The sequence below is a fragment of the Micromonospora vulcania genome, from assembly GCF_042658605.1.
GTDB lineage: Bacteria > Actinomycetota > Actinomycetes > Mycobacteriales > Micromonosporaceae > Micromonospora > Micromonospora vulcania.
In genome coordinates this window covers 1-23671 of record NZ_JBHSQS010000040.1, presented here as the reverse complement: position 1 = coordinate 23671, position 23671 = coordinate 1, and the positions used below count along the sequence as shown (strand labels likewise).

20 protein-coding genes are annotated in these 23671 nt (G+C 69.5%); 7 read left to right on the top strand and 13 right to left on the bottom strand.

Features of this window, described 5'->3' with window-relative positions:
- Nucleotides 1–5: 5 nt before the first annotated feature.
- Together ACFQGL_RS30980 and ACFQGL_RS30975 are read right to left on the bottom strand one after the other, a co-directional pair.
- Nucleotides 6–830 carry a hypothetical protein gene (locus tag ACFQGL_RS30980; protein ID WP_377516193.1) on the bottom strand — a complete coding sequence of 275 codons (825 nt, stop codon included), beginning with the start codon at nt 828–830 and terminating at the stop codon, nt 6–8.
- A 162-nt stretch (nt 831–992) separates the two neighbouring features.
- Nucleotides 993–1874, bottom strand: coding sequence for a helix-turn-helix domain-containing protein (locus ACFQGL_RS30975; protein WP_377516192.1), 882 nt, complete (start codon nt 1872–1874; stop codon nt 993–995).
- A 139-nt stretch (nt 1875–2013) separates the two neighbouring features.
- Here ACFQGL_RS30975 and ACFQGL_RS30970 point away from each other — a divergent pair, with 139 nt between their 5' ends.
- Both ACFQGL_RS30970 and ACFQGL_RS30965 read left to right on the top strand, forming a co-directional pair.
- Nucleotides 2014–2859, top strand: coding sequence for an SDR family NAD(P)-dependent oxidoreductase (locus ACFQGL_RS30970; protein ID WP_377516191.1), 846 nt, complete (start codon nt 2014–2016; stop codon nt 2857–2859).
- A gap of 221 nt (nt 2860–3080) precedes the next feature.
- Entirely contained in the window at nt 3081–3557 is a 477-nt protein-coding gene (locus ACFQGL_RS30965; protein WP_377516190.1) for a hypothetical protein, read from the top strand.
- A 293-nt stretch (nt 3558–3850) separates the two neighbouring features.
- Here the strand turns inward: ACFQGL_RS30965 and ACFQGL_RS30960 are convergent, their stop codons facing one another.
- On the bottom strand, nt 3851–4018 hold the full coding sequence (locus ACFQGL_RS30960) for a hypothetical protein (RefSeq protein WP_377516213.1): 168 nt from the start codon (nt 4016–4018) through the stop codon (nt 3851–3853).
- Here ACFQGL_RS30960 and ACFQGL_RS30955 point away from each other — a divergent pair.
- Both ACFQGL_RS30955 and ACFQGL_RS30950 read left to right on the top strand, forming a co-directional pair.
- On the top strand, nt 3951–5159 hold the full coding sequence (locus tag ACFQGL_RS30955) for an MFS transporter (protein ID WP_377516211.1): 1209 nt from the start codon (nt 3951–3953) through the stop codon (nt 5157–5159). The genes ACFQGL_RS30960 and ACFQGL_RS30955 overlap by 68 nt on opposite strands.
- A complete protein-coding gene (locus ACFQGL_RS30950) occupies nt 5117–5725 on the top strand; it encodes a DUF2306 domain-containing protein (protein WP_377516189.1) in 609 nt (202 codons plus the stop codon). Before ACFQGL_RS30955 ends, ACFQGL_RS30950 begins: the two co-directional genes overlap by 43 nt.
- Here ACFQGL_RS30950 and ACFQGL_RS30945 read toward each other — a convergent pair.
- The 3 genes from ACFQGL_RS30945 to ACFQGL_RS30935 all read right to left on the bottom strand — a co-directional run bounded on the left by ACFQGL_RS30945 (nt 5616) and on the right by ACFQGL_RS30935 (nt 10704).
- A complete protein-coding gene (locus ACFQGL_RS30945; protein ID WP_377516210.1) occupies nt 5616–6416 on the bottom strand; it encodes an alpha/beta hydrolase in 801 nt (266 codons plus the stop codon). The two genes, ACFQGL_RS30950 and ACFQGL_RS30945, sit on opposite strands and share 110 nt — an antisense overlap.
- 246 nt (nt 6417–6662) lie before the next feature.
- Nucleotides 6663–9848 (bottom strand): penicillin acylase family protein, encoded by a 3186-nt coding sequence (locus ACFQGL_RS30940; protein ID WP_377516188.1) that lies wholly within the window; start codon nt 9846–9848, stop codon nt 6663–6665.
- A gap of 295 nt (nt 9849–10143) precedes the next feature.
- Nucleotides 10144–10704: a hypothetical protein gene (locus tag ACFQGL_RS30935; protein ID WP_377516187.1), complete on the bottom strand. Its 561-nt coding sequence runs from the start codon at nt 10702–10704 to the stop codon at nt 10144–10146.
- A 227-nt stretch (nt 10705–10931) separates the two neighbouring features.
- Here ACFQGL_RS30935 and ACFQGL_RS30930 point away from each other — a divergent pair, with 227 nt between their 5' ends.
- Complete coding sequence (locus tag ACFQGL_RS30930; protein WP_377516185.1) at nt 10932–11540, top strand: TetR/AcrR family transcriptional regulator; 609 nt, start codon at nt 10932–10934, stop codon at nt 11538–11540.
- An 85-nt stretch (nt 11541–11625) separates the two neighbouring features.
- Here the strand turns inward: ACFQGL_RS30930 and ACFQGL_RS30925 are convergent, their stop codons facing one another.
- The 6 genes from ACFQGL_RS30925 to ACFQGL_RS30900 all read right to left on the bottom strand — a co-directional run bounded on the left by ACFQGL_RS30925 (nt 11626) and on the right by ACFQGL_RS30900 (nt 17292).
- Nucleotides 11626–12861, bottom strand: coding sequence for a low temperature requirement protein A (locus ACFQGL_RS30925; protein WP_377516184.1), 1236 nt, complete (start codon nt 12859–12861; stop codon nt 11626–11628).
- A 206-nt stretch (nt 12862–13067) separates the two neighbouring features.
- Complete coding sequence (locus ACFQGL_RS30920; RefSeq protein ID WP_377516183.1) at nt 13068–14279, bottom strand: phospholipase D-like domain-containing protein; 1212 nt, start codon at nt 14277–14279, stop codon at nt 13068–13070.
- A gap of 288 nt (nt 14280–14567) precedes the next feature.
- Nucleotides 14568–14972: a hypothetical protein gene (locus ACFQGL_RS30915; RefSeq protein ID WP_377516182.1), complete on the bottom strand. Its 405-nt coding sequence runs from the start codon at nt 14970–14972 to the stop codon at nt 14568–14570.
- 298 nt (nt 14973–15270) lie between these two features.
- Complete coding sequence (locus ACFQGL_RS30910) at nt 15271–15630, bottom strand: VOC family protein (protein ID WP_377516181.1); 360 nt, start codon at nt 15628–15630, stop codon at nt 15271–15273.
- A gap of 224 nt (nt 15631–15854) precedes the next feature.
- A complete protein-coding gene (locus ACFQGL_RS30905) occupies nt 15855–16520 on the bottom strand; it encodes a Type 1 glutamine amidotransferase-like domain-containing protein (protein ID WP_377516179.1) in 666 nt (221 codons plus the stop codon).
- A 145-nt stretch (nt 16521–16665) separates the two neighbouring features.
- Complete coding sequence (locus ACFQGL_RS30900) at nt 16666–17292, bottom strand: maleylpyruvate isomerase N-terminal domain-containing protein (protein WP_377516178.1); 627 nt, start codon at nt 17290–17292, stop codon at nt 16666–16668.
- A 159-nt stretch (nt 17293–17451) separates the two neighbouring features.
- Between ACFQGL_RS30900 and ACFQGL_RS30895 the strand changes: the two genes are divergently transcribed.
- Nucleotides 17452–20550 (top strand): hypothetical protein, encoded by a 3099-nt coding sequence (locus ACFQGL_RS30895; RefSeq protein ID WP_377516177.1) that lies wholly within the window; start codon nt 17452–17454, stop codon nt 20548–20550.
- 31 nt (nt 20551–20581) lie between these two features.
- Here ACFQGL_RS30895 and ACFQGL_RS30890 read toward each other — a convergent pair whose 3' ends face one another.
- Nucleotides 20582–22297 carry a glycoside hydrolase family 15 protein gene (locus ACFQGL_RS30890; RefSeq protein WP_377516176.1) on the bottom strand — a complete coding sequence of 572 codons (1716 nt, stop codon included), beginning with the start codon at nt 22295–22297 and terminating at the stop codon, nt 20582–20584.
- 492 nt (nt 22298–22789) lie between these two features.
- Between ACFQGL_RS30890 and ACFQGL_RS30885 the strand changes: the two genes are divergently transcribed.
- A partial coding sequence (locus ACFQGL_RS30885; RefSeq protein WP_377516175.1) for an SDR family NAD(P)-dependent oxidoreductase occupies nt 22790–23671 on the top strand: 882 nt, incomplete at its 3' end.

Sequence of the window (23671 nt, the reverse complement as noted above, 5' to 3'; positions counted from 1 at the left end):
ATCGGTCAGGCCGCGAAGCGTGGCCAGTCGAGGACCGACCGCGCCACTGCGGGATCCAGCTCCCTCAGCAGACTGAGCACCCCCGGGAGGTCGTACGTGGACCCGCGCAGGGCATCAACGACGCGTTGGAGCGCGGTGGCGCCGGCCACCTGCCAGAGGCGTCTGGCGAGGACCTGCAGGCCGAACTCGAACCAGACGTAGTTGGCACCGTCGTCGTCGAGCGACTGCGCCATCCGAGGCAGATCCCGCACCGGCCAGTGGCCCTGCGGCGCCGCGGCCCAGGTGACCTCGAAAATGGTCTCCAGTCGAGTCGTCTCGCTGGGCTCCACCTCGGTGACGTAACCCTGCAGGCCGAGGTTCGCGGCCAACTCCTTCACCCAGAACGCGACCGGCCCTTCGGGCCATGACGGGCCGTGCGCGAGGTGGGTCAACTCGTGCGACACCAACAGGTCCGCGAAGGGGCCGAGATCGATCGGATCGCCGTAGACCTGGTGCAGCCGGCGCAGCCCGGCGGGCGCCAGCAGAGGGGTGATCGCACCGGTCACCGAGTCCCAGAACGGGGCGGGCTCCTGGCCGACGACGATCCGGTCGCTCTCCACGTGCGGCATGCCATAGAGCGGAATCGAGGCGACCTGATCCCACTCCCCCGTGCCGACCACGAACAGGGGTGGCGTCTCGGGCATGCCGACGACCCGGTCGAGCCAGGCGACCGTACGCGCCGCTCGCTGCGCCACCGCCTGGCCCCGAGCGGTGCCGCCGGCGCTCACGAACACCGGGAACGGGAACCCGTCGAGCGGCTCCAGCCCGCGAAGGTCGTATCTGTTGCCCATGGTGCGTTCCGATCGTCAACTGAGCGCTGCCGCGATCAGCCTCGGTGATCCTGGCTCGTCCCTGACAACGGCATTTCCCAGTACGAGCTGGCCAGAGGTCGCTCGCACCGCGCCTGTTCACCCTAGAACGCGTTGGTCATCGAGGCGGCCGGGCCCCCTGGGCTAAGCCGGCGGGGGTGTCGCCAGGGCTTCGTCGGCCCGGCGGGTCGCTGCCCAACTGGTCAGAAGGCGGAGCGCGTCGTCGTCGATTGAACCCGCCGGGGCGCTGAGGACGGTCAGAGTCAGACCAGGGTCGGTGGTCAACGCCATGGTCTCGAAGTTCAGGTGCAAGTCTCCGACGCCCGGGTGGCGGAACTGTTTGACGCCAGACCGGTGCAGACGGACGTCGTGGGCGGCCCAGCGGGTCCGGAATTCTCTGCTGCGGGTGCTGAGTTCCCCGACGAGATCGGTCAGGGCTCGGTCGTACGGGTCTCGGCCGGCCTGAATGCGGATCATGGCCACGGTGTCGGAGGCGATCCGTTCCCAGTCGCGCCAGAAGTCGCGGGCCCGTGGGTTGAGGAAGGCAAAGCGGGCGTGGTTGGCGGGACGCGCGGGTTCGTCGAACATGGGCGCGTAGAGCGCCTGGGCCAACGGGTTGGCGGCGATGACGTCGCCTCGGCCATTGGTGACGAACGCCGGGATATCGGTCATCAGCTCGAGGATGCGCGCCATGCCGGGGCCGATCTGCGGGCTGGGAGGCTTGCGGCGGGCACGGCTGGCGGGGCGGGCGGCGCGGGCAAGGTCGGCCAGATGCGCCTGCTCGGCCTCATCGAGGCGCAGCGCCCTGGCGAGGGCGTCAAGGACGCTGTCGGAGGCGCCAGCGAGGTTGCCGCGTTCGAGTTGGGCGTAGTACTCGACGCTGACCCCAGCGAGGTCAGCGACCTCGCTGCGGCGTAGGCCGGGCACTCGCCGGTTGCGGTTGTAGCCCTGCAGCCCCACCTGCTCCGGGGAGATCTTGGCCCGACGAGAGCTGAGAAAGGCTTTCACCTCGTCACGGTTGTCCACGCCCCTAGGCTAGGTCGGATCGGCCGGACGAGGGGTGCGCCGCTGGTACACCCTCCGGCAATGACTTCTTCCAGCCACCCAGAGCCGGTTATCTGGACGGCAGCACCGCTGCGCACGCGACTCGACGGAGGACAGGGACATGGCGGAAAAGAAGGTGCTGTTGGTCACCGGAGCGGGCCGTGGCATGGGCGTGGACATCGCGAAGGCAGCCCTGGCGGCCGGGTACGCCGTCGTCGCGACCGGCCGCAGCCCGGAGAAGGTCGCACAGGCTGTCGGCGACGCGGACGACCTGCTCACGGTGCAGCTCGACGTCACTGACCCGGCCAGCGCACAGGCAGCGGTACGGGCTGCGGTGGCGCGGTTCGGCCGGGTGGATGTCCTCGTGAACAACGCCGGTAACTTCATCGCCGGGTTCTTCGAGGAAATCACCACCGACGCCTTCCGGGCCCAGGTCGAGACGAACCTGTTCGGTCCGCTGAACGTCACCCGGGCGGTACTGCCCGTCATGCGCCGGCAACGCTCCGGGCTGGTCGTGACGATCTCGTCGACCGCTGGCGTCGTCGGGCAGGAATTCTGCACCGCGTACGCGGCGGCGAAGTTCGGCCTGGAGGGTTGGATGGAGTCGCTCACCCCCGAGGTCGCGCCGTACGGCATCCGCACGATGCTCGTGGAGCCCGGCTTCTTCCGCACCGACCTGCTCACGCCCGAGTCGACCAGCTACGCCGAGCCGAGCATCGACGACTACATCGAGCGCACCGAACAGACCGTGACCGCGTGGAGAGCGATGAACGGTCAACAGGGTGGCGACCCCGCCAAGCTCGCTGCGGCTTTACTCCACCTCGTGGGCGTCGAGGAGCCGCCGCTGCGCTGGGCCGCAGGTGCCGACGCGGTCGGGGTCCTCGAACAGAAGGCGAGGATCTTGCTCGATCAGGCCGACGCGCACCGTGAGTTGTCCTCCTCGCTCGCCCACGACGACGCCGCCTGAACAGACCGCTGCCTCCAGCGGTTCCGGGCTCCGCCGGCAGTGACCTCCCCGCCCACGGGCGATGCGGTGGTCCTGCGGCGACAGCACGCCTCGCCAGCCCTGCGTCAGGTCATCCAATCCCACCGTGAAATTGACCCCCAACGAGAGTCGACGAAGCTGGATCAGCCGTAGCAGGCGGCCCGGTCGGGCCACTAGGCTGACTCAAAGGTCAATGATCTTCGATGGGGGCAGACGTGAAGAGATTTATCGCCATCGTGTGTTCGCTACTCGTAGCCGCCGGATTCCTGACACTCTCAAGCCCTGCCGCGTTCGCGAAACCAGCCCCCGGTAACGCCGTGGTGTTGGCGGCAGGCAACCCATGTGGCGGCTCGCCGTACGCCTGCGCCAACGGCAGATTCATCGTCTACGCCGGTTCACAGGTCTGCTTGGACACGACCGGGAACGCGCCGTCGTTCCCGCCGGGCTGCGCCAACCAGAACACCCTCTTCGGAAATTTCGGGTACAGGTGCTCTGGGTGCGACTGGATTCGCCTCTACTACAGCAACTACAACAGCGCCTACTTCTGCGTTCCCCCGGGATATGTCTACGGTCAGGAGACCACGCCGGGTCTGATCTTCGACAAGGGATTTGGCAAGGCGGGCTACGGCTCGACAGTCTGGCGCAACGCGGCGTCCGCGCAGTGGTCTGGACCCTGCTGATCGCGGGACGCCGGAACCGCTAGCGATCTACCCACGAGGGGGTCGGCGCATCGCGCCGGCTCCCTCGGCTTGCGTATGCCTTGCAGGCGGACGCTCCGCCTCGGGCGGCGTGATGCTTTGACCTTCCCCCTGGGTGAAGCCGCAGCATCGTCGGCACCGGCCGACGTTGTCGGGACGAGATGGAGCGGTGGGGCTGTGGGTGGTCGACCGCCTCCGCGTCAATCACCTGTGGGGAGGGCGCAGCACGGTGAACGAAGCCCAGCGCGCAATCGGAATCCGGTACGCCGCCGATGTCAGCCGTAGCGGCGGTGCCGGACGGTGAGCACGTCGGCGGTCCGCGCGTACACGATCGACCGCCGTCCGCTGGCCATCGCGGCGTACCGGCGGTTGTGGGTGGCCTCGGCCGTCTGCGCGGTGGGTGGCTCGTTCAGCGTGGTCGCGGTGCCGACGCAGCTGTTCATGGTGACCGGCTCGTCGGCGGCCGTAGGTGCTTGCGCCGCCGTGTCGTTCGTCGCACTGATCGTGGCCGCGCTGTGGACCGGCGCCGTCGCCGATGTCAGGGACCGGCGGACGGTACTGCTGGTCGCCCACTGCGGCCTCGCGTTGACATACACGGCATTGTGGGCCCAGGCGGCGCTGGGGGGCCGCTCGGTGCCCGTCCTGTTGGTGTTGGTGGCCTGTCAGGGACTCACCGTCGGGGCGATCATGACCTCGATGGGCGCCACGGTGCCCCGGCTCGTCCCTGTCGAGCTGCTGCCGGCGGCGAACAGCCTCAACCACCTGGTGCGCTACGCCGGATCGATCCTGGGGCCGGTGCTGGCCGGCGTGCTGATCCCGCTTGTCGGGCTCAGCACGCTGTACCTGCTCGACGCCGTCGCGCTGCTGGCGATCGTGTGGGCTGTCGTCACGATGCCGCCACTGCCGCCCAGCCCGCACCCGACCGACGCACCGAACCCCCCAGCCGCCCGAAACCGCCAGGCCCGCTCCACCATCGGCCAAATGCTGGCCGGCTTCCGGTACCTGGCGGCCAGCCGGCTGCTGGTGGCGGTTCTGGCCGTGGATCTCGCGGCGATGGTCTTCGGCATGCCCGTGGCGTTGTTCCCGGAACTGGCTCAGCACACCTACGGCGGGTCGGCAGGCGGCGGCCTGGAACTGGGCCTGCTCTACGCCGCCTACCCGGTCGGGGTGTTCGCGGCTGGCCTGTTGTCGGCCACGTTCACCCGCGCCCGTCGCCACGGCGCCTTCATGGCGGCGGCCGCCGCCGGGTGGGGCGGAACCGTCGTGGTCCTCGGACTGGCCACACGGCTGTGGGTCGCACTGGCGGCGCTCGTCCTCGGCGGTGCGGTGAACTTCGTGCTGAGCACGTTCCGCAACGCCATCTCCCAGGCACACACCGACGACGCGATGCGCGGCCGGGTCCAGGGATCCCTCATCGTCGTACTGCACGGGGGACCGCAGATCGCGAACCTGCTGCACGGGGCAGCCGCACCGTTCTTCGGCCCCCGAGTGGTGATCAGCGTCGGTGGGCTGCTCACCGTCGCAACCGTGGCAGCGATCGCGTGGGCAGCGCCCGAGTTGCGGCACTACGCCCGAGCGAGGTAGTCATCGGTCGTAGAGTCGCACCACCGTTCGTACGATGCGCCGGCCGGGTACTCGTACCCTGCGGACTGACGGTCGCGCTCTCCGGCCTGTGGATGACCTTCGCGTACGACCTGCCGGCCCACGACAACGACGTGCTCGCCGTCGGGCGGCTCGTCTTCGGCTCGGTCATGGCCGTGTCGATCGTGCTCGGCCTCGCCGGCGCGCTCCGTCGGCACTTCGCCCAGCACCGCAGGTGGATGGTGCGCGGCTACGCGATCGGACTCGGTGCCGGCACCCAGGCGTTCACGAACGCGCCGTACCTCCTCGCGACCGGCGAACAGCCCGACGGAAACGTTCGGGCCGGGCTGGTGATCGCCGGTTGGGTGATCAACCTTGCCGTGGCCGAGTGGTACCTGCGGCGTCCGGCCCGCACAACGCGCTCTCGCCGAGAAAGTGGTTCCCCGTCGGAAGTGGCGGTTACCCGAGGCGCTGTTGCATCCAGACCAGTGTGGCGTCGGCGATCTCGCGCCAACCACTGTCGATCGGCATCGAGTGCCCGCGGTCGGGGAACTCCTGGTAGTCGGTGACCGCCGGTGCGGCGCGGTATCGCTTGACCGTGGCCCTGACGACAGTTCGATGTGCGCTGTGGTCCCTCCCGCCGGCGATCATGAGCAGTGGGCCTCGGGCCGGGTTGGCGACGTCGATCGTGGCTGGTGAGCGTCGGGCGAGGTTCGCGCACACCAGCTCGAAGACCGGTCTGCCGGGCGATGGGATGGCCCACTGCCGGTACAACTGGTCCGATTCGGTCGTGCTGAGCGCATTGCCGTGGCTGTAGCGGAACTGCCGTGCGGTCAGCGACAGCGCCCGCCGCCGGTTGGCCGGATTGCGCAGCAGGGGCCAGCCAACCGGAATGCTCGATGGCGCGAGGTTGGCCACGCCTTTGATCGGTGGGGGTTGCAGTGCCACCGCCGCCGCTGCGAGGTCCTGATCGAGGAGGCGCTGCGCGACCAGGGCGCCGGTCGAGTGGCCGATGACGATCGGCCGTCTGCCGAGCGCGCGGATGATCTGTGCGTAGTGCGCGACGATGTCGTCGATGCCGATACCGGCGACCCGGCCGGGCTCTCGCCGTGCTTCTGCGACTGTGCGCGGTTCACCCGGCCAGCCTGGATGCGCCGGTTCATATCCGGCCGTCCGAAACAGCTCGACCCAACTGGCCCACGACGCGGCGTGCAGGAACATGCCATGGACGAACACCACCGGCGTACCGGTCACTGCCATCTGTTCCCCTCCCGTCGGCGTCCGTGCCGGGAGCCGCCGAGGCCGGCCACGGGCTTCACCCAACCGCCAGGAGCACAGCACCGCGCCGACCACGTGTGCCCATACGGCTACGTTAAGAACGGACGCACGGGATGTACTCCCTCGGCGGAGGGAGTACATCCCGCAGACGGGTGGGCACCCCGTTCGCTGCTGCGCACGCCGCGCCGGGGGGCCGGCGGGTGATTCCCGCCGGCCCTCCGGCCGAGGTCACCGTCCGTAGAGCTCGAATTCGTAGAGCGAGAACCCGTACGAGGTGGCCCGGCTGACCCCGTACACCCGGACGTAGCGGGCATTGACCGGGGCGAAGGTGGCGTTGTCGACGCCACCGTTGCCGGTGGTGGTGGCGAACACCGGCGTCCAGGAGCTGCCGTCGCCGGAAACCTCGATCCGGTACGAGGTGGCGTAGGCGGACTCCCACCGCAGCACCGCCCGGCTGACGGTGCGGGCCGCGCCGAGATCGACCCGGAGCCACTGGTTGTCGTTGTAGCTGCTGGCCCACCGGCTGCCGAGGCTGCCGTCGACCGCCTTGCCCGGGGTGTGGCTGGTCAGGAACTGGGTGCTCGACGCGGTGGCCGGGCGCCCCTGGGCCAGGTTGGTGAGGTCGTCGCCCCGGCGCGCCGGGAACGAGACGACCTGCTGGTAGGTAGGGCGGTTCTGCCAGGCGATCAGCGGGTGGGTGATGCCACCGAGGCCGGAGTGGGCGATCGAGTCGGCGCACCACTGGTCGCCGGCTCCGCAGGACTTGTCGCCCGGGTAGACCGTGCCGGCCGGCACCGTGGCGGCCTGGCCGAGGGCGTCGAGCAACCCCTGCCGGCAGGCGCCGAGGTTGCCGTTGCCGCAGTACGCGCGGCCCAGCCCGCCGGCCACCGGGTCGCCGAGCACGGTGCGCAGGTCCTTGTCCACGTAGCCCCACCAGCCGTGCTGGAACGACGAACCCTTGTGCGCCTGCCCCTGCAACGCCCAGCTCACGGTGCCGTCCCGCCCGCCGTTCTGACCGCCGGACGGCGCCTCGTTCACCTCGATGGCGTCGACCAGAGCGGCGTAGAGATCCGGCCCGAGGCCGGGGCGGAACTCCGCCGAGGCCAGCAGCGGCCACCAGGCGTCGAAGATCCGGATGGCGTCGGCGTGCTGGTAGACCTTCGAGCCGGGGGACATCTCCACCCGGCGGGTGCCGGCCTGCTGCCAGGCCCGCAGCTTGCCGATCGCGTCGGCCAGCGCCGGGTCGGTGACCGGCGCGCTGTCCAGCACCCGCAGCAGGTCGCCGAGGACCTGCTGGCCGCGCAGGTCGGTCACCGCCGCGTCCGCCATGATCTTGACGACGTCGGCGCGGCCGAGTTTGCGCTGGGCGATCGCGGCGCGCACCGGGCCGTCGAGCAGTTGACCCCGGTGTACGGAGCCGAAACTGAAGTTGCCGTCCGCCGCCCCGAAGTCCCGCGCCTGCTTGTTGTTCCAGCTGACGTAGTAGTCCTGGTTGACCGACTGCGGGTGGGCCGACGCCGGGGTGTAGCCGGCGTCGTTGGTGTCCGGGTTCCAACCCACCCATTCGTACGCCGGCTCGGCCTTCGTCGGCAGGTTCGGGTCGGCGGTGGCGGGCCGGACCGGGTTCGAGCCGGAGTTGAAGTACGCCGCCTCGGTCGAGTTGACGTAGAACCAGTTGAACGCGTACCCGACGCTGGCCGCGGACGCCTGGAACGCCGCCGCGCTGCCCATCGCCGAAGGATCGTTGTACGCCTGGAAGCCGATCGCCGAGTCCGCCTCGTGCCGGTAGGTGGAGCGCAGCTTGGTGAACGCGGTCGGCTGTCCGTTCACCAGCCCCCGGTAGGCGACAAGGCCGTACTTCGTGCGCAGCGCGCGGAGTGTGTACGAGCCGGCCGGGGTGGAGTCGGCCAACGTCGGCGACCAGGAGTTGCGCTGCTCCAGCGCCTCCATGGCGAGGCACTGCCCGTGGTAGAGGTAGCGGTTGGTGCGCAACGTCGGCGCGCTGCCGTCGGTGGTGCACAGCGGCACCGCGTACGTGTCGGTCAGGTCCTGCGAGGCCGAGGTCGCGCTCCACGCGTAGTCCTGGCCGCGGCCGAGCAGCACGTAGAGGTTCAGCCCGGCGAACGCGGCGCCGCGCGCGCTGATCCCCGGCCCCTGCAGTTCCTGGAGCATGAGCAGTTGCGGGGCGAAGTAGCCGGTCTGCGGACCGAACACGGCGACCGGGTTGCCGGTGGTGGTGTGCCGTCCGGAGACGACCACCGCGTTCGACATGCCGTGTGCGCGCAGGTTGGCCAGGCCGCCGAGCAGCCCCTGGGTGGCGGTGCTGCCGCCGGTGCGGGCGGCAGCGCCACCGCTCTGGTCGTAGGCGAGGGGCTCGGCGGTCACCGAGCCGGCGTCCGGGAGCACCGCGCTGGTCGCGCCGGGCGGTGTCGCGCCGTACGGGAAGCTCTGCCCGTCGTGCAGCGTGAGCACGGTCTCCGGGTCGTTCTGTGAACGGAACGCCTGCCAGACCCGGTCGCCCTCGGTGGCCCCGTACTTGGCCCGGGCGGCCACCCGGACCAGCGCGGACTGGATCTCGCTGCCGCCGCCCCCGCCGAAGAGCCCGCCGACGACGCCGGCGGTGGCGATCAGGTCGGTCATGGTGAAGTGCGTCGGTTTGCCGGCGCCGGCCAGCACGTACTCGCCCGGGTAGTTGTCATCGGCGATCGACTTGTCGACGTAGGCGTTGATGCCTGCGATGTAGTCGACGACGTCGGTGTAGAGCTGCTGGCCCCGGGGACCCTTGGAGCGCAGCGCGTCCACCTGGGCCTGTAGGTCCGCCTCGGAGTAGGGCGAGTTGGCCCAGATGCTCTGCTCCAGCTCGCGGTTGCCGGGCGCGCCGCCGGCGAACGAGGTGAGCGTGCCGCGGCCGGCGTGCCGCAGCAGGTCCATCACCCAGAGCCGGTCCTGGGCACCGGCGTAGCCGGCGCCGAACATGGTGCCGGCGCGGGTGGTGCCGGTGACGTGCGGGACGCCGGTGGCCTTGTCGCGCACGATGGTGACGTCCGAGCGCGGCGACACGGTGCTCTCAACCTGCGCGGCGGGGACGCCGAACGAGGCGTCGTTGTAGAACTGGGCGATCTGCTCGTCGGTCAGCCCGGCGTAGTTGTAGACCAGGTTCGCGTACTCGTCGAGCTGGTCGCTGGAGTGTGCCGGGCGGGTGCCGAGCGCCTGGTGGGCCAGGATGGCGACCAGCGTGGCGTTGCCGTTCTGCCCGGGGGGCAGGATGTCGGCGCACTGGCCGAGGCAGTAGTCGTCGGGGGTGAAGGTGGTGGCGGCGAGCGCTGCGGACGGCGGGATGACCGTCAGGACGCTCGCGGTCAGGGCGGCGGTGGTGAGCGCCGCGAGCCGGGCGCGAAGGGCGGGTCTGGGCATGGCGATCCTCCGGGGACGCGGAGTCGGGCCGTTCGGTACGCCCGGCGGCCGGTGCCGACCTCTCGCCCCCATGCCCGGACGTCCACCTGGAGGTGAGAATGACTCATGTCAATCTCGGCAATGATCGGCGCAGGACCGCCGTCCGGGATAGCCGTCGTTCACCACGCGCCAATGCCGACGTTTCACCGTCTTTCGCCACCCGGACGGAACATGCCCCTGCACGACCCGGTCGCCGACGTACTCCCCGACCGGGCCAGCCCCCATGACGATGACGTCGTACTCGATGGTGGTGCGGTCAGTTGCCCTTTGCGCTGCGGCCGAGGCGGACGGCGGCGACGAGGAAGAAGATGGCGCCGGGGATGGCGTAGCCGGCCGCGCTCGTCAGCGCCGGGTTGTCCGCGGAAGCACCAGCAATGAAGGACCCACCGGCCAGCACCGAGATACCTCCGCTGATGATCATCGGCCACTGGCCGCCCATCGTGCGACGGGTGACACCCACGATCAGCTGGACCAGACCGGCCACGATCGCCCAGGCGCCCCACACCCGCAGGACAGCGGGAATGCCGGACGCGGCCGCGACACCCACGCCGACGGCGGTGATCAGGCTGACCGCGATGTTCACGTACAGCAGGGCTGGCGAGCCGGTCGTCCGCGACGAACGAAGGTCGTAGATGGCGGCGCCCACGTCGAACAGCGGGTACAGCACGAACAGCACCACCGTCAGCGGACCGATCTCCTTGGCGGTGGCGATGGCCACGACAGCCCAGACGATGGCGAACGCGAAGCGGGTGAAGTACAGCCGGCGCAGTGCGGAAGCGGTCTGGGCGATACCGGGCGAAGCAGCAATCGTGGTCACGGTGACCCTTCCAGTCGAGGCGTGGAGAGACCGAACGTTCTGTCATCTTCAGCATGGCAACCTCGACCCCATTACGCAAGACCGAACGTTCTATCCGCGTTAGTGACCTGCTACACACCAGCGGAGGGCATCCAGGCGGTCGGCACCGAGCACGTCGCCGCCGATGCGCAGGTGACGCAGACAACGGCGCACCTCAGACTGAACGTTCTATCCGTTATTATGGTTGGATGGCGCGCACCGAACCCGACACTCGGCCCTCTGAGGCGCGACGCCGTCTCCTGACCACGGCAACCAGGATCTTCTACGCGGAGGGCATCCACTCCGTCGGCGTCGACCGGATCATCGCCGAGGCGAAAGTGACCCGGGCCACCTTCTACCGGCATTTCCCCAGCAAGGAAGACCTGATTCTCGCCTACCTGCGTGAAATCCATCAGATGGATCGCGGCTCGGTCGAAGCGGCCATCGCCGCCAACCCAACGCCGGTCGACGCACTCCTGGCCATTGCTGGCTCCATCGCCGAGGGCATCCAGTCCCCCGGGTTCCGCGGATGCGCCTTCCTGAACGCCGCGGCGGAGTATCCCAACGCCGGCCATCCCGTGCACCAGCAGCTCATCGCTCACCGACAATGGTTCCTGGACACGCTCACCATGCTGATGGCGCAGGTCCACGATGAGACGGCGGATCCTGCCGCGCGCCACTTCGTGATGCTCCGCGACGGCGCCATGGCAGCCGGATGCCTCTTCGACCCCGCGCTGGTGTCCGAGACCTTCCTCCGCGGGATCGAAGGACTCCTCCGGATCAATGCCGATCGCCAGCTGACCGAATCCACCGGCTGATACGACAACAGTGCTATCAGGCTGAGGACAGCCGGGCTCGTTGCTGCTTCTGGGTCGATGACCGTGGGCCGGCGAGGTGGACGCGTCAGGCCTCGGAGTCGCGGTCGCCGGGTGCCTCACGCCCGATCGGCGAAGCGGAGACCTCCGACGGCCGTCCCCGGCCGCGCAGCGCGTCCAGAAGCACGACCAGGGCAAGCACTGCGGCCACCACGCTCAGCCCGACCATCGGTGCCCCACGGACCAACGCTGGCGTGAGCAGCAGCAGGGCCACCACGCCGATCACCCGGGACCGGGAAACCCGGCCGAAGATTTCGTACTCCAGCCGCATGCGGGCGACGAGGAAGAGCACCGGACCGCCTACCACGAACAGTAGCCAACTGGGCCGCGGCGGCCCGTACGGATGATCGATCACCAGTTCGTAGCCGACCGAGGTGACGAGCACGCTGAGCACGATCAGCAAATGCGTACGTTCCGACGCCGTGCCCAGCCGGCCGGGCATACGCGCCCGACCCAACGCCTCGGTCAGCAGCAGACCCGCGCGGTGGAAGTAGGTCCGCCAGAGCAGCGCGCTGGTGGTGAACGCGACCCCGAAGGCGGCTGCCCGTTCCGCGGAGTAGTCGGTGCCGCTGAAAACCGTGCCGATGACCAGGATCGACTCACCGAGTGCAATGAGAAACATCTGCTGGTGACGGTCGGCAAGATGCGTCCCAGCGATCCGCCAGCTGTGCACCGCGGAGGCCCCGACCCACGGCAGCGGCCAGCCCAGGGCCCAGGCGAGGTAGTCGACAGCGAGGGCGGCAGCCCACAGCGGCAGACGAAGTCGTTCCGGTCCCAACGCGCCGGCCAGCCAGAGCGGCGCGCTCGCCGCAGCCCATGCGGCCAACCGGAACGGCACCAGCCGTCGTGGATGGCCACGCAGTGCGGCGGCGACCACCAGCGGCCGTACCAGCATCACCATCAAATATGCGGCCGCGAACGGCAGCGCTCGCTCCTCCGTGGCGCGTGGCAGCGCTACCGCCATCACCAGGCCGGCGAACATCGTGCCGACCACGACGGCCTGGATGACCGACCGCTCTGGTTCGTAGCGACTGGTGATCCAGGTGGTGTGCGACCAGATCAGCCAGAGTGCCAAGAAGAGCAGCAGGGTACGACCAAACCCTGTGACAAGCGCCCAGCCGGTGTCATTGCTCAGGTCGGCGAATCGTTGCGAGACCCGGGTGAGAGCCACAACGAAGGCCAGATCGAAGAAGAGTTCCAAGAACGTGGCGCGGCCCGAACTCATGGGAGGGCGCAGCAGTTCGGCGCCGCGTCCCGCCGCCATCATCCGCCTCCATCCGCCCCTCGTCGCACCAACGAGTCGGCCGCCAGAGGGTTGCGTCAGCGACGCCGCCCGTCATCCGCGCCGACGACAGCTGGCCACGGAACCGAGCGGGGAGGTCCGAGCGCTCCGGGCTGGGCTGTGCAACGACAGAGCGGCGCCGGCTTCGCGTCGGCACCGCTCTGTCATCCTCGTTTCGTACTACCGGCTCAGGCGCCGGCGACCGCGCCGACCTTCCACAGCCGCGCGAAGTTGGCGGCGTACGCCTCGACGATGCCGCGTTCGGAGAGCTCGACCATCGCCTCGTCATTGCGCTGCAACGAGGTGGCGTTGAAGTTGTGGCTGCCGGTCATCACCCAGCCCTGGCCCGAGCCGGGGCACGTCTGGTCGCTGACCACCATGTACTTGGAGTGGATGCGGCCGGCGGGAGTCGACCCGTCGAGCACCCGGCGCTCGATACCGGCGGCGTCGAGCGCGGCGGTGACCGTGTCCTCGGCCAGCCCATGCACGACGCGTACCTGGCAACCCTTGGCCTTCAGCCGGGCGAGCTCGTCGACGATCGCGAGCCGGGTGCCGTCCCACTCGGACTGGCCGATCTCCACCCTGGTGCGGCCCTTGGTCTTGCAGCCGACCTGGTGGAGCCGCTGAGCGATCGGGTCCCGGTCGGCAACCGGATAGAACTGGGCGATGACCTGACCGCCCCGCATCCCGGTGGTGACGGTGGTGTCGTAGTCGGGGTTCTGCACCTCGGCGGCAAGGTCGTCGAAGTACTTCCCGTACCCGGCGAAGAGCTTGCCGTTACCGGGCAGCACGACGAGGTTGTTCCAGTAGCTGGTGGAGTTGACATCGGTGATGTTGTTCGAGGCCTGCACGACGACGTCGCGCTTGCCGCCGGTCTTGGCGAAGAGCGCGAACTTGTTGTGCATGCCCTTGGTGCCCTGGCAGGACGTGGTGTTGCCTTCCGGGCTCAGGTGGCTGCAGACGTGCACCCAGGAGGTGGCCGACCTGTCGGTACCGAGGGTGCGGATCAGCTCTTCGGCGGCGGGGTTGTTGATCTGGTAGCCGTCCATGACCATGCGTACCTCGACGCCGCGGCGGTGGGCGTCGAGCAGCACCGACGCGTAGTCGGCTCCGGCGTCGCCCGAGACGACGAACTCGGCGATCTCGATCGAGGACCCGACCGCGGCTTGCTTGATCAGCGAGCAGAGGCGCTCCACGACGGCCGTCGGAGTGCCCGCGACGGGATCGTTGAAGACGGCGCTGGTCGTGACCGGCACCTTGCCGGCGTTACGGCAGGCGCTGCGGGCGGGCTCGTCCAGGGCTGCCTGGGCGGCGGGAACGGCCGCCAGCTGCGTACATATGGCGACCAGGGCGCTGATACCAGCGAGTGCGAAGGGGCGGAGGGAACGAACTCGGTGCATTTAGTGGCTCCTACGCTGGCAATTCACGCGCAAACGCACAAACGCTCGGCGCCAATTGAACGACTATCAATTATCGCGAGCCGTCACCACGGTCGACAGCCGTTTCAGCCACAGCCACGAAACCGCCGGCTCGCCGCGCAACTCTAGATTTGGACCGGCCGCCGCGTCGACAACCAGAGCGTTAAGCCAAAACATCCGTCTGAACCCGAACACGGAAACAGCGTGTTACTACGCATCTGGCGCGGCAACCGAGCAGGACCGCAGAGTCGGCTCTCTGGTTGGCGCTCGTCAGAGCTGGGCGTTTGCGGACGTCCGCGGTGTCCCCGTGCTCGCTGCGCTGGCGATGAGGAGCACCACCGCCGGAAGGAACGCCCCGCCGATGCCCAGACCGAGCAGCAGCCCCCATGCGGTGATGACCAGCGCCGCCACCACGTCGGCGGCCCGGGTCAGCCGACCGATCCGCTGTGCGACAAGCGGCAGCATCGCCGCGGCGGCAGGCACCCCGAGCAAGTAGCCGGCAGCAGCCCCGGAGTCGTCCACAGTGAAGGGAGTCAGCATCGCGGCCACCAATACGGTGATCGCCAGGGCCGACCATCGGAAGACCCGCCGAGCGTCGACCGGCCGGCGGACCAGGACCACGACACCGACGAGCAGTACACCCGCGATCGCACCGACCGCCGCCAGACCAATCATCAAGCTCTCCCCGACCGCAGGTGACACTTCATCGAAGGCGGCCAATTATTGCCGCCGAGTCTCACGATACGACTGATCGGGCTGAGTGATGAGTGCCGCGGCGTGCGCGACGTCGACGTGCGGGGCGAGGCCAGGCATGCAACCCAAGGCGCGCAGCAGCGGGCGAGCGGTGATCAGGCCGGCGACATCGAGGCGGACCGCGTCGAACACGCCAGAGGTGGCCGACGTCAACCGGCCACCACGATCCCGGGTGCAGGCGACGCCCTGGTGGTGACGGCCCGGATCACGGGCCAGGAGGTCACACGTCGGCTTCGAGAGCGAAGGTGTTGCCGTCCGGGTCTTGGAACCACGCGATACGTCCGCCTCCGGCCCGCGCGGTGATCCCCTTGGCGTCGTGCTCGAGCTGCTCGTAGCGAACGAACTCGACGCCGGACGAGGTGAGCTCGTCGACAACCTGGTCGATGTCGTCGACGTACCACGTGCCCAGCGTCGCCGGGGTCTTCCCGGCGGTGACCGACTGGTACACGTTCAGCGCCGGGCCGCCACCGGAGCCATAGACGCGGCTGCCGTCGGCGATGGTGGCACTGGGGCCGGACCGCATCGCCCGCAGGCCCAGCGCGCCTTCGTAGAAGGCCACGGCCTTCTGAATGTCGGACACGGCGACCGAGGTTCTGAGGTGGTACGCGCTCAAGGGCATGAACCACTCTGGCAGGTACCCGTCGAATCGTGGCGCCGGATCGACGGACGCCTCGTACGGCCCTGGACGCGGGGCGGACGCCGCGCTGTGCCGAGCCCGCCCCCGTCAGGGTGAGCAGCGCGAAGCGGGTTGGAGCACAGGCGCGCACGGTCGGCGGCGGATCCGGATGGCCGTCAAGGCGACGATCATCCGAACTTCGTCCACTGCCCTTCAGAAACCACTTCGGCGGCACCATCGACGACCTTGATGGCTGTTTGTTCGTCGATGGCGTAGGCCGGGACGCCAATGTCGGCCGCCCACCGCTCGGCGTCGGCCAGAGTGTTCGAGGGGAAAAGATTCAAGTGCGGAAAGATCGAGAAGTCGACGACTCCCAAAGCTCGGTCGTCCGGCGCCGACGGCCACTCGACGAAGTACGTCCCGATCCGGGGCGTCATCACCATGCTTCCCGCACTCACTCCCACCCAGACGGTGTCGGACAGCGAAGGCAACAGATCCGCCAGCCCGGACTCTCGCATCCAGTGACACAGGTAGGTCGCGTCGCCACCGTCGACCAGCAGCACATCGGTCTCCCGGACCCAGGGAACCCATCGCTCCGCACCGATGCTGGGCAGCGCCGTGAGCTCGAGGACACCGAGCGAAGCCCAGCCGAGGCCGGACAGGTACTGCCGATCGCGCCCAGGTTCGGCGGCCACGAAGCCTCGCACCGATGCGGGGCCGCACATCGGGTGTCCCCACTGTGCTGTCGGGACGCAAAGGGCGCGACACTCGGAGACCGGCTTACCGAGAAGCTGCAGGAGCGCCGAGTGGATGCTTGGGTTCGTTATACCGCCGGACGTCAGCAAGAGCTTCAAGCTACCTCCAAGATCGTGAGCGCGAGCTGAGACGCCTCATGGTCAGGATGAGCCCGGACCCATCGTAGGGCGGCCGGCTGCCTCCGGAAGTCCCTGTGACTGCTCGTCGGCGGGTGCGGGCAGCGCAGAGCGAGCGTTCCACCAGTCAGAGGGCGGAGATGGAGGTGGGAGCTCGTTCTTGCCGAGCTAGCGCGCGTATCACGCTCAGGGAACCGTGTCGCCAGGCCGCGAGGCTGCTCAGCAGCTGGATTGTCACGTCAGTCGCTGTCCGCGGCATCGGTGGCGTCGGCAAGCCGAGGCTGACTGCCAGGTCGTCGGTGTGCACGACCAGCTCCATGACCCGGGTCAGCAGGAAGTCGTCGACCTTCAGGCCCCAGTCGCCGAGGTCCACGATGCGGTCGGGCGGTTGCGCTGTCACCCTGGTACCAAGGTCGGCCAATGCCGCATCGACCGCGTCCGCCAGCTCCCTGGCGGTCGTCGCTGCAGCCGCCTGCTCGCTGCGGCGCCGGATGTCGATGTTGTCGGCACTACCCACGCCTGACGTCACCCAGGCGTTGCCGGTGAAGTGCTCCAGCACCGAGATCGCCGATTCGCCTGGCGGGGCGTCGAGGAACGTCACGGTCTGAGTGACCTGGTAGGCCAGGTGGCGGGCGAGGCCGCCGGTGGAGAAGTCCGGCAGTGCGCTGGGCGAGAACCATCGCTCGGCCAGCATCGGACTGCGCAACAGGGCCATGGCGGTCTCGGCGGCGTCCAGAAACGCGGGTCGGATCATCGAGTGCACGTTATGCGCGCACAGGAGGTCATGTCATCCCCGCACGCGCCGGCTGGGATCGGCGTCTCGTGAACCACGGCGAACCCCAGCGAACCCGGGAGCAGCGAAGCCTGACCACATCGACCTTTACCAGGAGGTCACCTCCCTTACCATGCGAGCGTGGCTCACGTTGCTCCGGCCCGCAGGCCGTACCCGCTGCTCGTCGCCGCGGCGGTGCTGTTGGCGCTCGGCGCGGCCACGGCCTGGGGGATCGGCGACACGCTGGGGCTGAGCCACGCCCCCGCCGCCGTGCCGCGCGAGGACGCTGTCGCCGCACCGGCGCGGACGCCCGCGCCGGTCCCGCCGTTGACGTCCCTCGTCGTGCCCGACGAGCCGCGCCTCAGGAAGGCCGCGGCCGCCGTCGCAGACGCGGTCGTCTTCCGGGGCCTGCCCCGGCCGGCGCTCGTCCCGGCCGGGTCGAGCCCGGCCAGGTCCACGACGGCCGCGCCGGGCACCGGCACGGCGCGCGTCGCGGCCCCGGACCTGTCGGCGGTGAGCACGCTGCGGGCAGGCGTGCTGGCTACCCTCAGCGGGACGCCCGAGTCGTACCGGCTCGACGTGCGCGGCGCCGAGTTGACCGTCCAGGGCGGCGACGTCGCCGGCGTGGCAGCCGGGATGTACCGGCTGGCCGACCGGATCCGCTCCGGCGCCGAGGCGCTCCCCGCGGCGGACGCGGGTCGGCTGGTCATCCCCCGGCTCGGCCTGCGGCTGACCGACGCGGGTTCGGTGGGGCGCGAGCCCGATCCGGCCGTCTTCGCCGCCGGCGACGACTATGGCCTGAACACCGACGTGGTCGGGTCGGCGGTGCTACCTCGCGCTCCGTGGGTGGACGCGGGCGCGGTGGCCCGCATCGACGCACAGTTTCGGCAGTTCGTCGACCACTCGGTGGCGCAGGGATTCAACGGAATCGTCGTGCCCGGCTTCCTGGAGTACGTCACGTTCGTGAAGGTCGGCGACGGGCACGCGGTCTACCCGCCCGGCGACCCACACGTCGACCGCGCACGGGCGATGGTCGCGGCGTTCGGCCCCGTCTTCCGGTACGCAGAGGACATGGGCGTACGGGTCTTCCTGCTGACCGACATGCTCGCTGTGTCGCCCCCGCTGGAGGCGTACCTGACGCGGACCGTCGGCGGCCTCGACGCGGCCGACCCTCGGCTGTGGGCGGTCTACCAGGCTGGTCTGGCCGAGCTGTTCGAGAGCATGCCGTTCGTCGACGGCCTGATGGTCCGCGTCGGCGAGGGCGGCGAGGTGTACGCCGGAACCGGCTGGGACTACTCGTCAAGGCTCGCGGTCACCACGGAAGCGTCCGTGCGCGCGATGCTGCGGGCGCTGCTGGACACCGCGGGCCCTGCCGGGAAGGAGATCATCTTCCGCACCTGGACGGTGGGCGTCGGCGCCGTCGGCGACCTGCACACCAACCCGGTGTCGTACGCGCAGGTCCTCGGCGGGATCGACGATCCGCATCTGATCGTGTCCACCAAGTACACCCTGGGAGACTTCTACAGCCACCTACCGCTGAACACCACCCTGCTGGGCGGCGGGCACCGCCGCATCGTGGAGTTCCAGGCCCGGCGCGAGTTCGAGGCGTTCGGCTCGCTACCCAACGACCTCGGCCCGCTGCACCGTCAGGCGCTGCGCGCATTCCTCGCCGCCAACCCGAACGTCGAGGGTGTCTGGAACTGGACCCAGGACGGCGGGCCGCTGCGCGCCGGGCCCATGTCGCTGTACCTGCGCGCCGGGTTCTGGCAGCTCTACGACCTCAACACGTACGCCGTCGGCCGCCTGGCCTGGGACCCGCACGCCGATCCGGCACAGGTCACTGCGGACTGGGCGTACCGCACGTTCTCCGACGACCCGGCCACCGTCGCCGCGATCGGGCAGACCATGGCGCTGTCCCGGCAGACGGTCACCAAGGGCCTCTACATCGGTCCGTACGCCGATCGGTCGGTGCGGGCACTCGGGCTGGAACCGCCGCCCATGATGTGGATCTTCGAGTGGGACATCCCAACCGGCGACTCCGCGGCGCTGGACAGCATCTACGCGGTGACCGGCGGCCGCGTCGACGAGGCGATCGAGGAGGGCAGGCAGGCCGTCGTGCTGGCCCGGCGCATGCGCGACCTGGTCGCCGCGACCGATCCGGCGACCTGGCGGGACGCCGAACTGCGCGGGCGCTTCACCGCGACTCTCGACTACCAGGTCGACCTGTTCGAGACGCTGGGCGCGTACCGGGCCATGGTGCTACGGCACGCGCAGTGGCTGGACACGGGTGCCCCGGCCGCCCGCCACGACTGGCGGCTGGCCGCGGCGGCGTACCACGAGGCGCGCGACGCACACCGGCAGCGCTACGGCGCCGACCTGGACCTGCCCGCGTACAACTTCACCGCCGCCGACCTGGGGACGCGGCGCGCCGACCGGGACCCGGCGATGGCCTGGGCGGCCCGGGCGCTGCTCGGGTCGATCCTGCTGTTGGTGCTGCTCGGCCTCTACGGGCGCGGGATCGGCGCAGCCGCCGCGCGCGGGTTGCTACTCGGCGCGCTGCGGCCGTGGCGGGTCGCCGCGCTGCCGACGCCCACGACGCGGGCGGACCGGGTGCTGGTGTGGCTGGTCCCGGCCGTGGTGCTGGTGGCGAGCCGGCTCGTGTTGACCTGGTTCGCCGCACCGGCGCACCTGCTGGTCACCCTCGGCGGGTGGGCGCTGTTCACCCTCGTCGTACGCCTCGTCGTCGGCCGACGGGATCCGTTCCACCTGTGGGCCGTGGTCGGCGGCGTCGCGCTGCTGCGCAGCGTGCTGCTGCTGGCGGCACTCGCCGGACGCGGACCGGGCGGTTACTGGTACGCCTTCTGGACTGCGCCGAGTCTGCGCGCGGCGTACGTCACCGTCGCGTTCGCGGCGTTCTGCTGGCTGTTCGTGGTCGTCGCCGTGGTCCTGCGGGACCGGTACGGCCTGCGCCGCCGAAGCGCGGTCGGGCTGACCCTCACCGCCGCGGGTGTACCCCTCGGGCTGCTGTCCGCCCTGATCTCGGTAGTGGGCCTGGAACGCGCGCTGACGGTCTGGAACGACCAGCTCGCGCTGCTGCCCTGGGGCTTGTCCCGCATCCTCGGCATCACGGTCTACCTCGGTGTCCCCACCCAACTCCCTGCCTACACCGCTGCCGCCGGAATCGCCCTGGCCGCCGCCGGCCTGCTGCTGTCACTCGGCCGCCACCGACGGTCCGCCTGACCGCCCCGTCCCGGACCTCGCCCGCCCAGGACTACACGACTCCCCGGGGGTGGGCGTCGAGTAGGCGGTCGAGGTTCAGGGCGGTGCCAATCAAGGAGAGGTGGCTGAACGCCTGTGGGAAGTTGCCGGTCTGCTGACCAGTGGGTGCGATCTCCTCTGAGTAGAGGCCGAGTGGACTGCTGTAGGTGAGCATCTTTTCGAAGGTCAGCGTGGCGTCGTCGAGCCGTCCGGACTCGGCGAGTGCTCGGACGTACCAGAAGCTGCACATGGTGAAGGTGCTCTCCTGCCCGGGGAGGCCATCGGGCGAGGCGGCCGGGTCGTACCGGTAGACCAGGCTGTCCGACACGAGCTCCGCGCCTATCGCGCGCAGCGTGGACTGCCACATCGGATCCCTCGACGAGACGAGTCCGACGGCGGGCATGGCGAGCAGCGTTGCGTCCAGGACGTCGGTCGCGTAATGCTGGACGAAGGCATCGCGTCCGGAGTGGAAGCCGCGGTCCATTATCTGCGCGTAGATCTTGTTTCGGGTACGCACCCACCGGTCGGTGTCGGCCGGTCGACCACGTCGGCCTGCGAGGCGGACGGCCCGGTCGAGGGCGACCCAGGTTTGCAGACCGTGGCAGTCTGCCTCGTGCAGGCCGTTGAGCACCTCGCCGTAGATGTCGAGTTGCAGCTGGTTCGCAGCGCCATTGCCAATTCGTACCGGCGCTGACCCGCGGTAGCCCTCGAAGTGGTCGAGCACCTCCTCGGCGACATCGGGTGAGCCGTCCACGCGGTACATGATCTGCAGCGGCGTCTCCGAGTCCCTGGCCTCACAGACCCGATCGTCGACCCAGTGGATGTACCGCCACGCTTCGTCGGTGAAGCCCAACTTGAGCAAGGTGTGCACGGAGATGGACGCGTCGCGGATCCAGGTGTAGCGGTAGTCCCAGTTGCGCTGGCCGCCTATCTGCTCGGGCAGCCCGGCGGTCGGGGCGGCGATCAACGCGCCGGTCGGCGCGTACGTCATGAGCTTGAGCGTCATCGCCGACCGCTCGACCATCTCCCGCCAACGTCCCGTGTAACGGGAACGGCCCAGCCATCGCCGCCAGAAGTCGCGGGTTTGCTCCAGCAACTCCTGGACCTCACCCGGCGTGTAGAAGTGCGGCTGGTCAGGTGGCGCACCTGTTTCCAGAACGGCACCCCCGGCCTCGCCCTCTCGCAGGGTGGCAATGGTCCAGATACCACCGTCCTTGACCTGGATCGCCTGCTCGCCGGGCCGGGTTTCGGGGTATCGGACGAGGCTCACAGCGAGGGAGAGGGCGGGGCTGCGAAAGACGTGACCCGCGGGGTACGCGTCGAGTTCGTGTGGATCCCGGCCGTAGTTGAAGCGAGGCTGACAGTCGACACGGAATCGCATGACACCTCGGACCACCCGCAACATCCGTACCAGGCGGTGGCGGTCCGTGGGCTGGTCCCCCGCGACGGGCATGAAATCCACGAGCTCACCCACGCCGTCCGCGCTCAGGAAGCGAGTGATCAGGATCGGGGTGCCGGGCAGGTACAACTGCTTACTGACGTAGTCGACGCCCTCTGGTGAAACCTGGAAATGCCCTCCCTTGTGGCGATCGAGCAGGCCGCCGAACAGGCTCGGCGAGTCGAACCGAGGGGCACAGAACCAGTCCAGCGTCCCGTCCTTCGCCACCAGCGCCGCGGTCTGCAGATCCCCGATCAAGCCGTGGGCTTCCATCGCAGGGTACGAATCCAACCACGCCTCCCGAATTGTGCTGCTTTGACCAGACTACTTTCTACCGCAGGGAACGCCGGAAGCAGGCGGGTTCGGCATGCCGCCAGCCGGCGATTGGCTCTCGACCCCGGACAGCCCACAAGGCGGAGGACGGCGGGCCGAGCTCGGCGCGGCGCTGTTCGACACCCACTGCGCGGCCGGCGGGTCCGACGACCGCAGGACAGGCCACCAAACGCATCGGCCGACACGATCCGCCGGCAGGCAGGACTTCGTTACGGAACTCGGCGGCCCCTCACGGCGGGCTGGCGTATCGGCGGCGTCAATTCCCGGCCGGCTTCCGTATCAGCGGTGTGAAGAGCCTTGTGGCGCACACCCGTGTGGGATGTGCTCGTTGTCGAAAGGGCGACTCCCGGTCGACGTGAAGGGAACGACGGTGGCCATCCCGCGCAGCGTTCTTCTGTTCGAAGGGAGCGCAGCGCAACAGCTGACAGCACATCGGCGTTGAGGAGCCAAATGAGCGAGGTCTCCCGGACCGCTCTGGTCACCGGGGCCAGCAGTGGCATCGGTTTCGAGGTCGCGCGCGCGTTGGCGGCCCGAGGCTGGCACGTGCTGCTGCACGCCAGGACCGAGGCCGAGGGCCGCGAGGCGACGCGGCGGCTACTCGATGCCGTCGCGGCGTCGGCTCCGGTCCAGCCAATGATCGCGGACTTCGCGCAGCTGTCCCAGGTGCGTGCGCTCGCCGACGCGGTGGTGGCCGAGTCCTCGGGGCTGCGGTTGATCATCAACAACGCGGCGATGGTTGGCCCTGCGCGCAGGGCGGAGACGGTTGACGGCAACGAGCTGTCATGGCAGGTCAACTACCTCGCACCGTACCTGTTGACAAGGTCGCTGCTACCGGCGCTGCCCGACAAGGGCGAAGCGCGGGTGGTCAACGTTTCGTCCTGCCTGCACCGGATGGGCGACCTGCCGTGGAGTGATCTGAACCGGAGCGGCCGGTATACGCCGGTGACCGCGTACGCGCAGGCCAAGCTGGCGCTCACCATGTTCGGGGTGGCGTTGGCTGAGAGGTCCCGTGCCGAGGTGACGGTCGCCAATGTTCACCCGGGCGTGGTGGCAACGCGGCTCCTCAGTGTCTATGGCCGCAGTGGTGTGCCCGTGATCGACGGGATGCAGGCGGTGCTGCGAGCGGCAACCAGCGAGGCGCCGCTCAACGGTGCCTACTACGAGGGTTGTCTGCCTGCGATGCCAGCGCCGCTCGTGACTGACGCAGTGGCGGTGGACCGCCTCTGGCAGCTCAGCGAGCGTGCCGTGGGGCCAAGCCCTGTCTGTCAGGGTGAGTTGAGGCCAGCGGCTCATAGCAAGTCCGTCGGACAGGGCGAGTTCAGGATCGAGAGT

Excerpts from the sequence above, each read along its gene's own strand:
- ACFQGL_RS30900 (WP_377516178.1), bottom strand. The coding sequence starts at position 17,292 with ATGATCCGACCCGCGTTTCTGGACGCCGCCGAGACCGCCATGGCCCTG.
- ACFQGL_RS30945 (WP_377516210.1), bottom strand. The coding sequence starts at position 6,416 with ATGGCAGTGACCGGTACGCCGGTGGTGTTCGTCCATGGCATGTTCCTG.
- ACFQGL_RS30965 (WP_377516190.1), top strand. The coding sequence starts at position 3,081 with ATGGGGGCAGACGTGAAGAGATTTATCGCCATCGTGTGTTCGCTACTC.
- ACFQGL_RS30940 (WP_377516188.1), bottom strand. The coding sequence starts at position 9,848 with ATGCCCAGACCCGCCCTTCGCGCCCGGCTCGCGGCGCTCACCACCGCC.
- ACFQGL_RS30915 (WP_377516182.1), bottom strand. The coding sequence starts at position 14,972 with ATGATTGGTCTGGCGGCGGTCGGTGCGATCGCGGGTGTACTGCTCGTC.
- ACFQGL_RS30970 (WP_377516191.1), top strand. The coding sequence starts at position 2,014 with ATGGCGGAAAAGAAGGTGCTGTTGGTCACCGGAGCGGGCCGTGGCATG.
- ACFQGL_RS30920 (WP_377516183.1), bottom strand. The coding sequence starts at position 14,279 with ATGCACCGAGTTCGTTCCCTCCGCCCCTTCGCACTCGCTGGTATCAGC.
- ACFQGL_RS30925 (WP_377516184.1), bottom strand. The coding sequence starts at position 12,861 with ATGGCGGCGGGACGCGGCGCCGAACTGCTGCGCCCTCCCATGAGTTCG.
- ACFQGL_RS30960 (WP_377516213.1), bottom strand. The coding sequence starts at position 4,018 with ATGAACAGCTGCGTCGGCACCGCGACCACGCTGAACGAGCCACCCACC.
- ACFQGL_RS30980 (WP_377516193.1), bottom strand. The coding sequence starts at position 830 with ATGGGCAACAGATACGACCTTCGCGGGCTGGAGCCGCTCGACGGGTTC.
- ACFQGL_RS30930 (WP_377516185.1), top strand. The coding sequence starts at position 10,932 with ATGGCGCGCACCGAACCCGACACTCGGCCCTCTGAGGCGCGACGCCGT.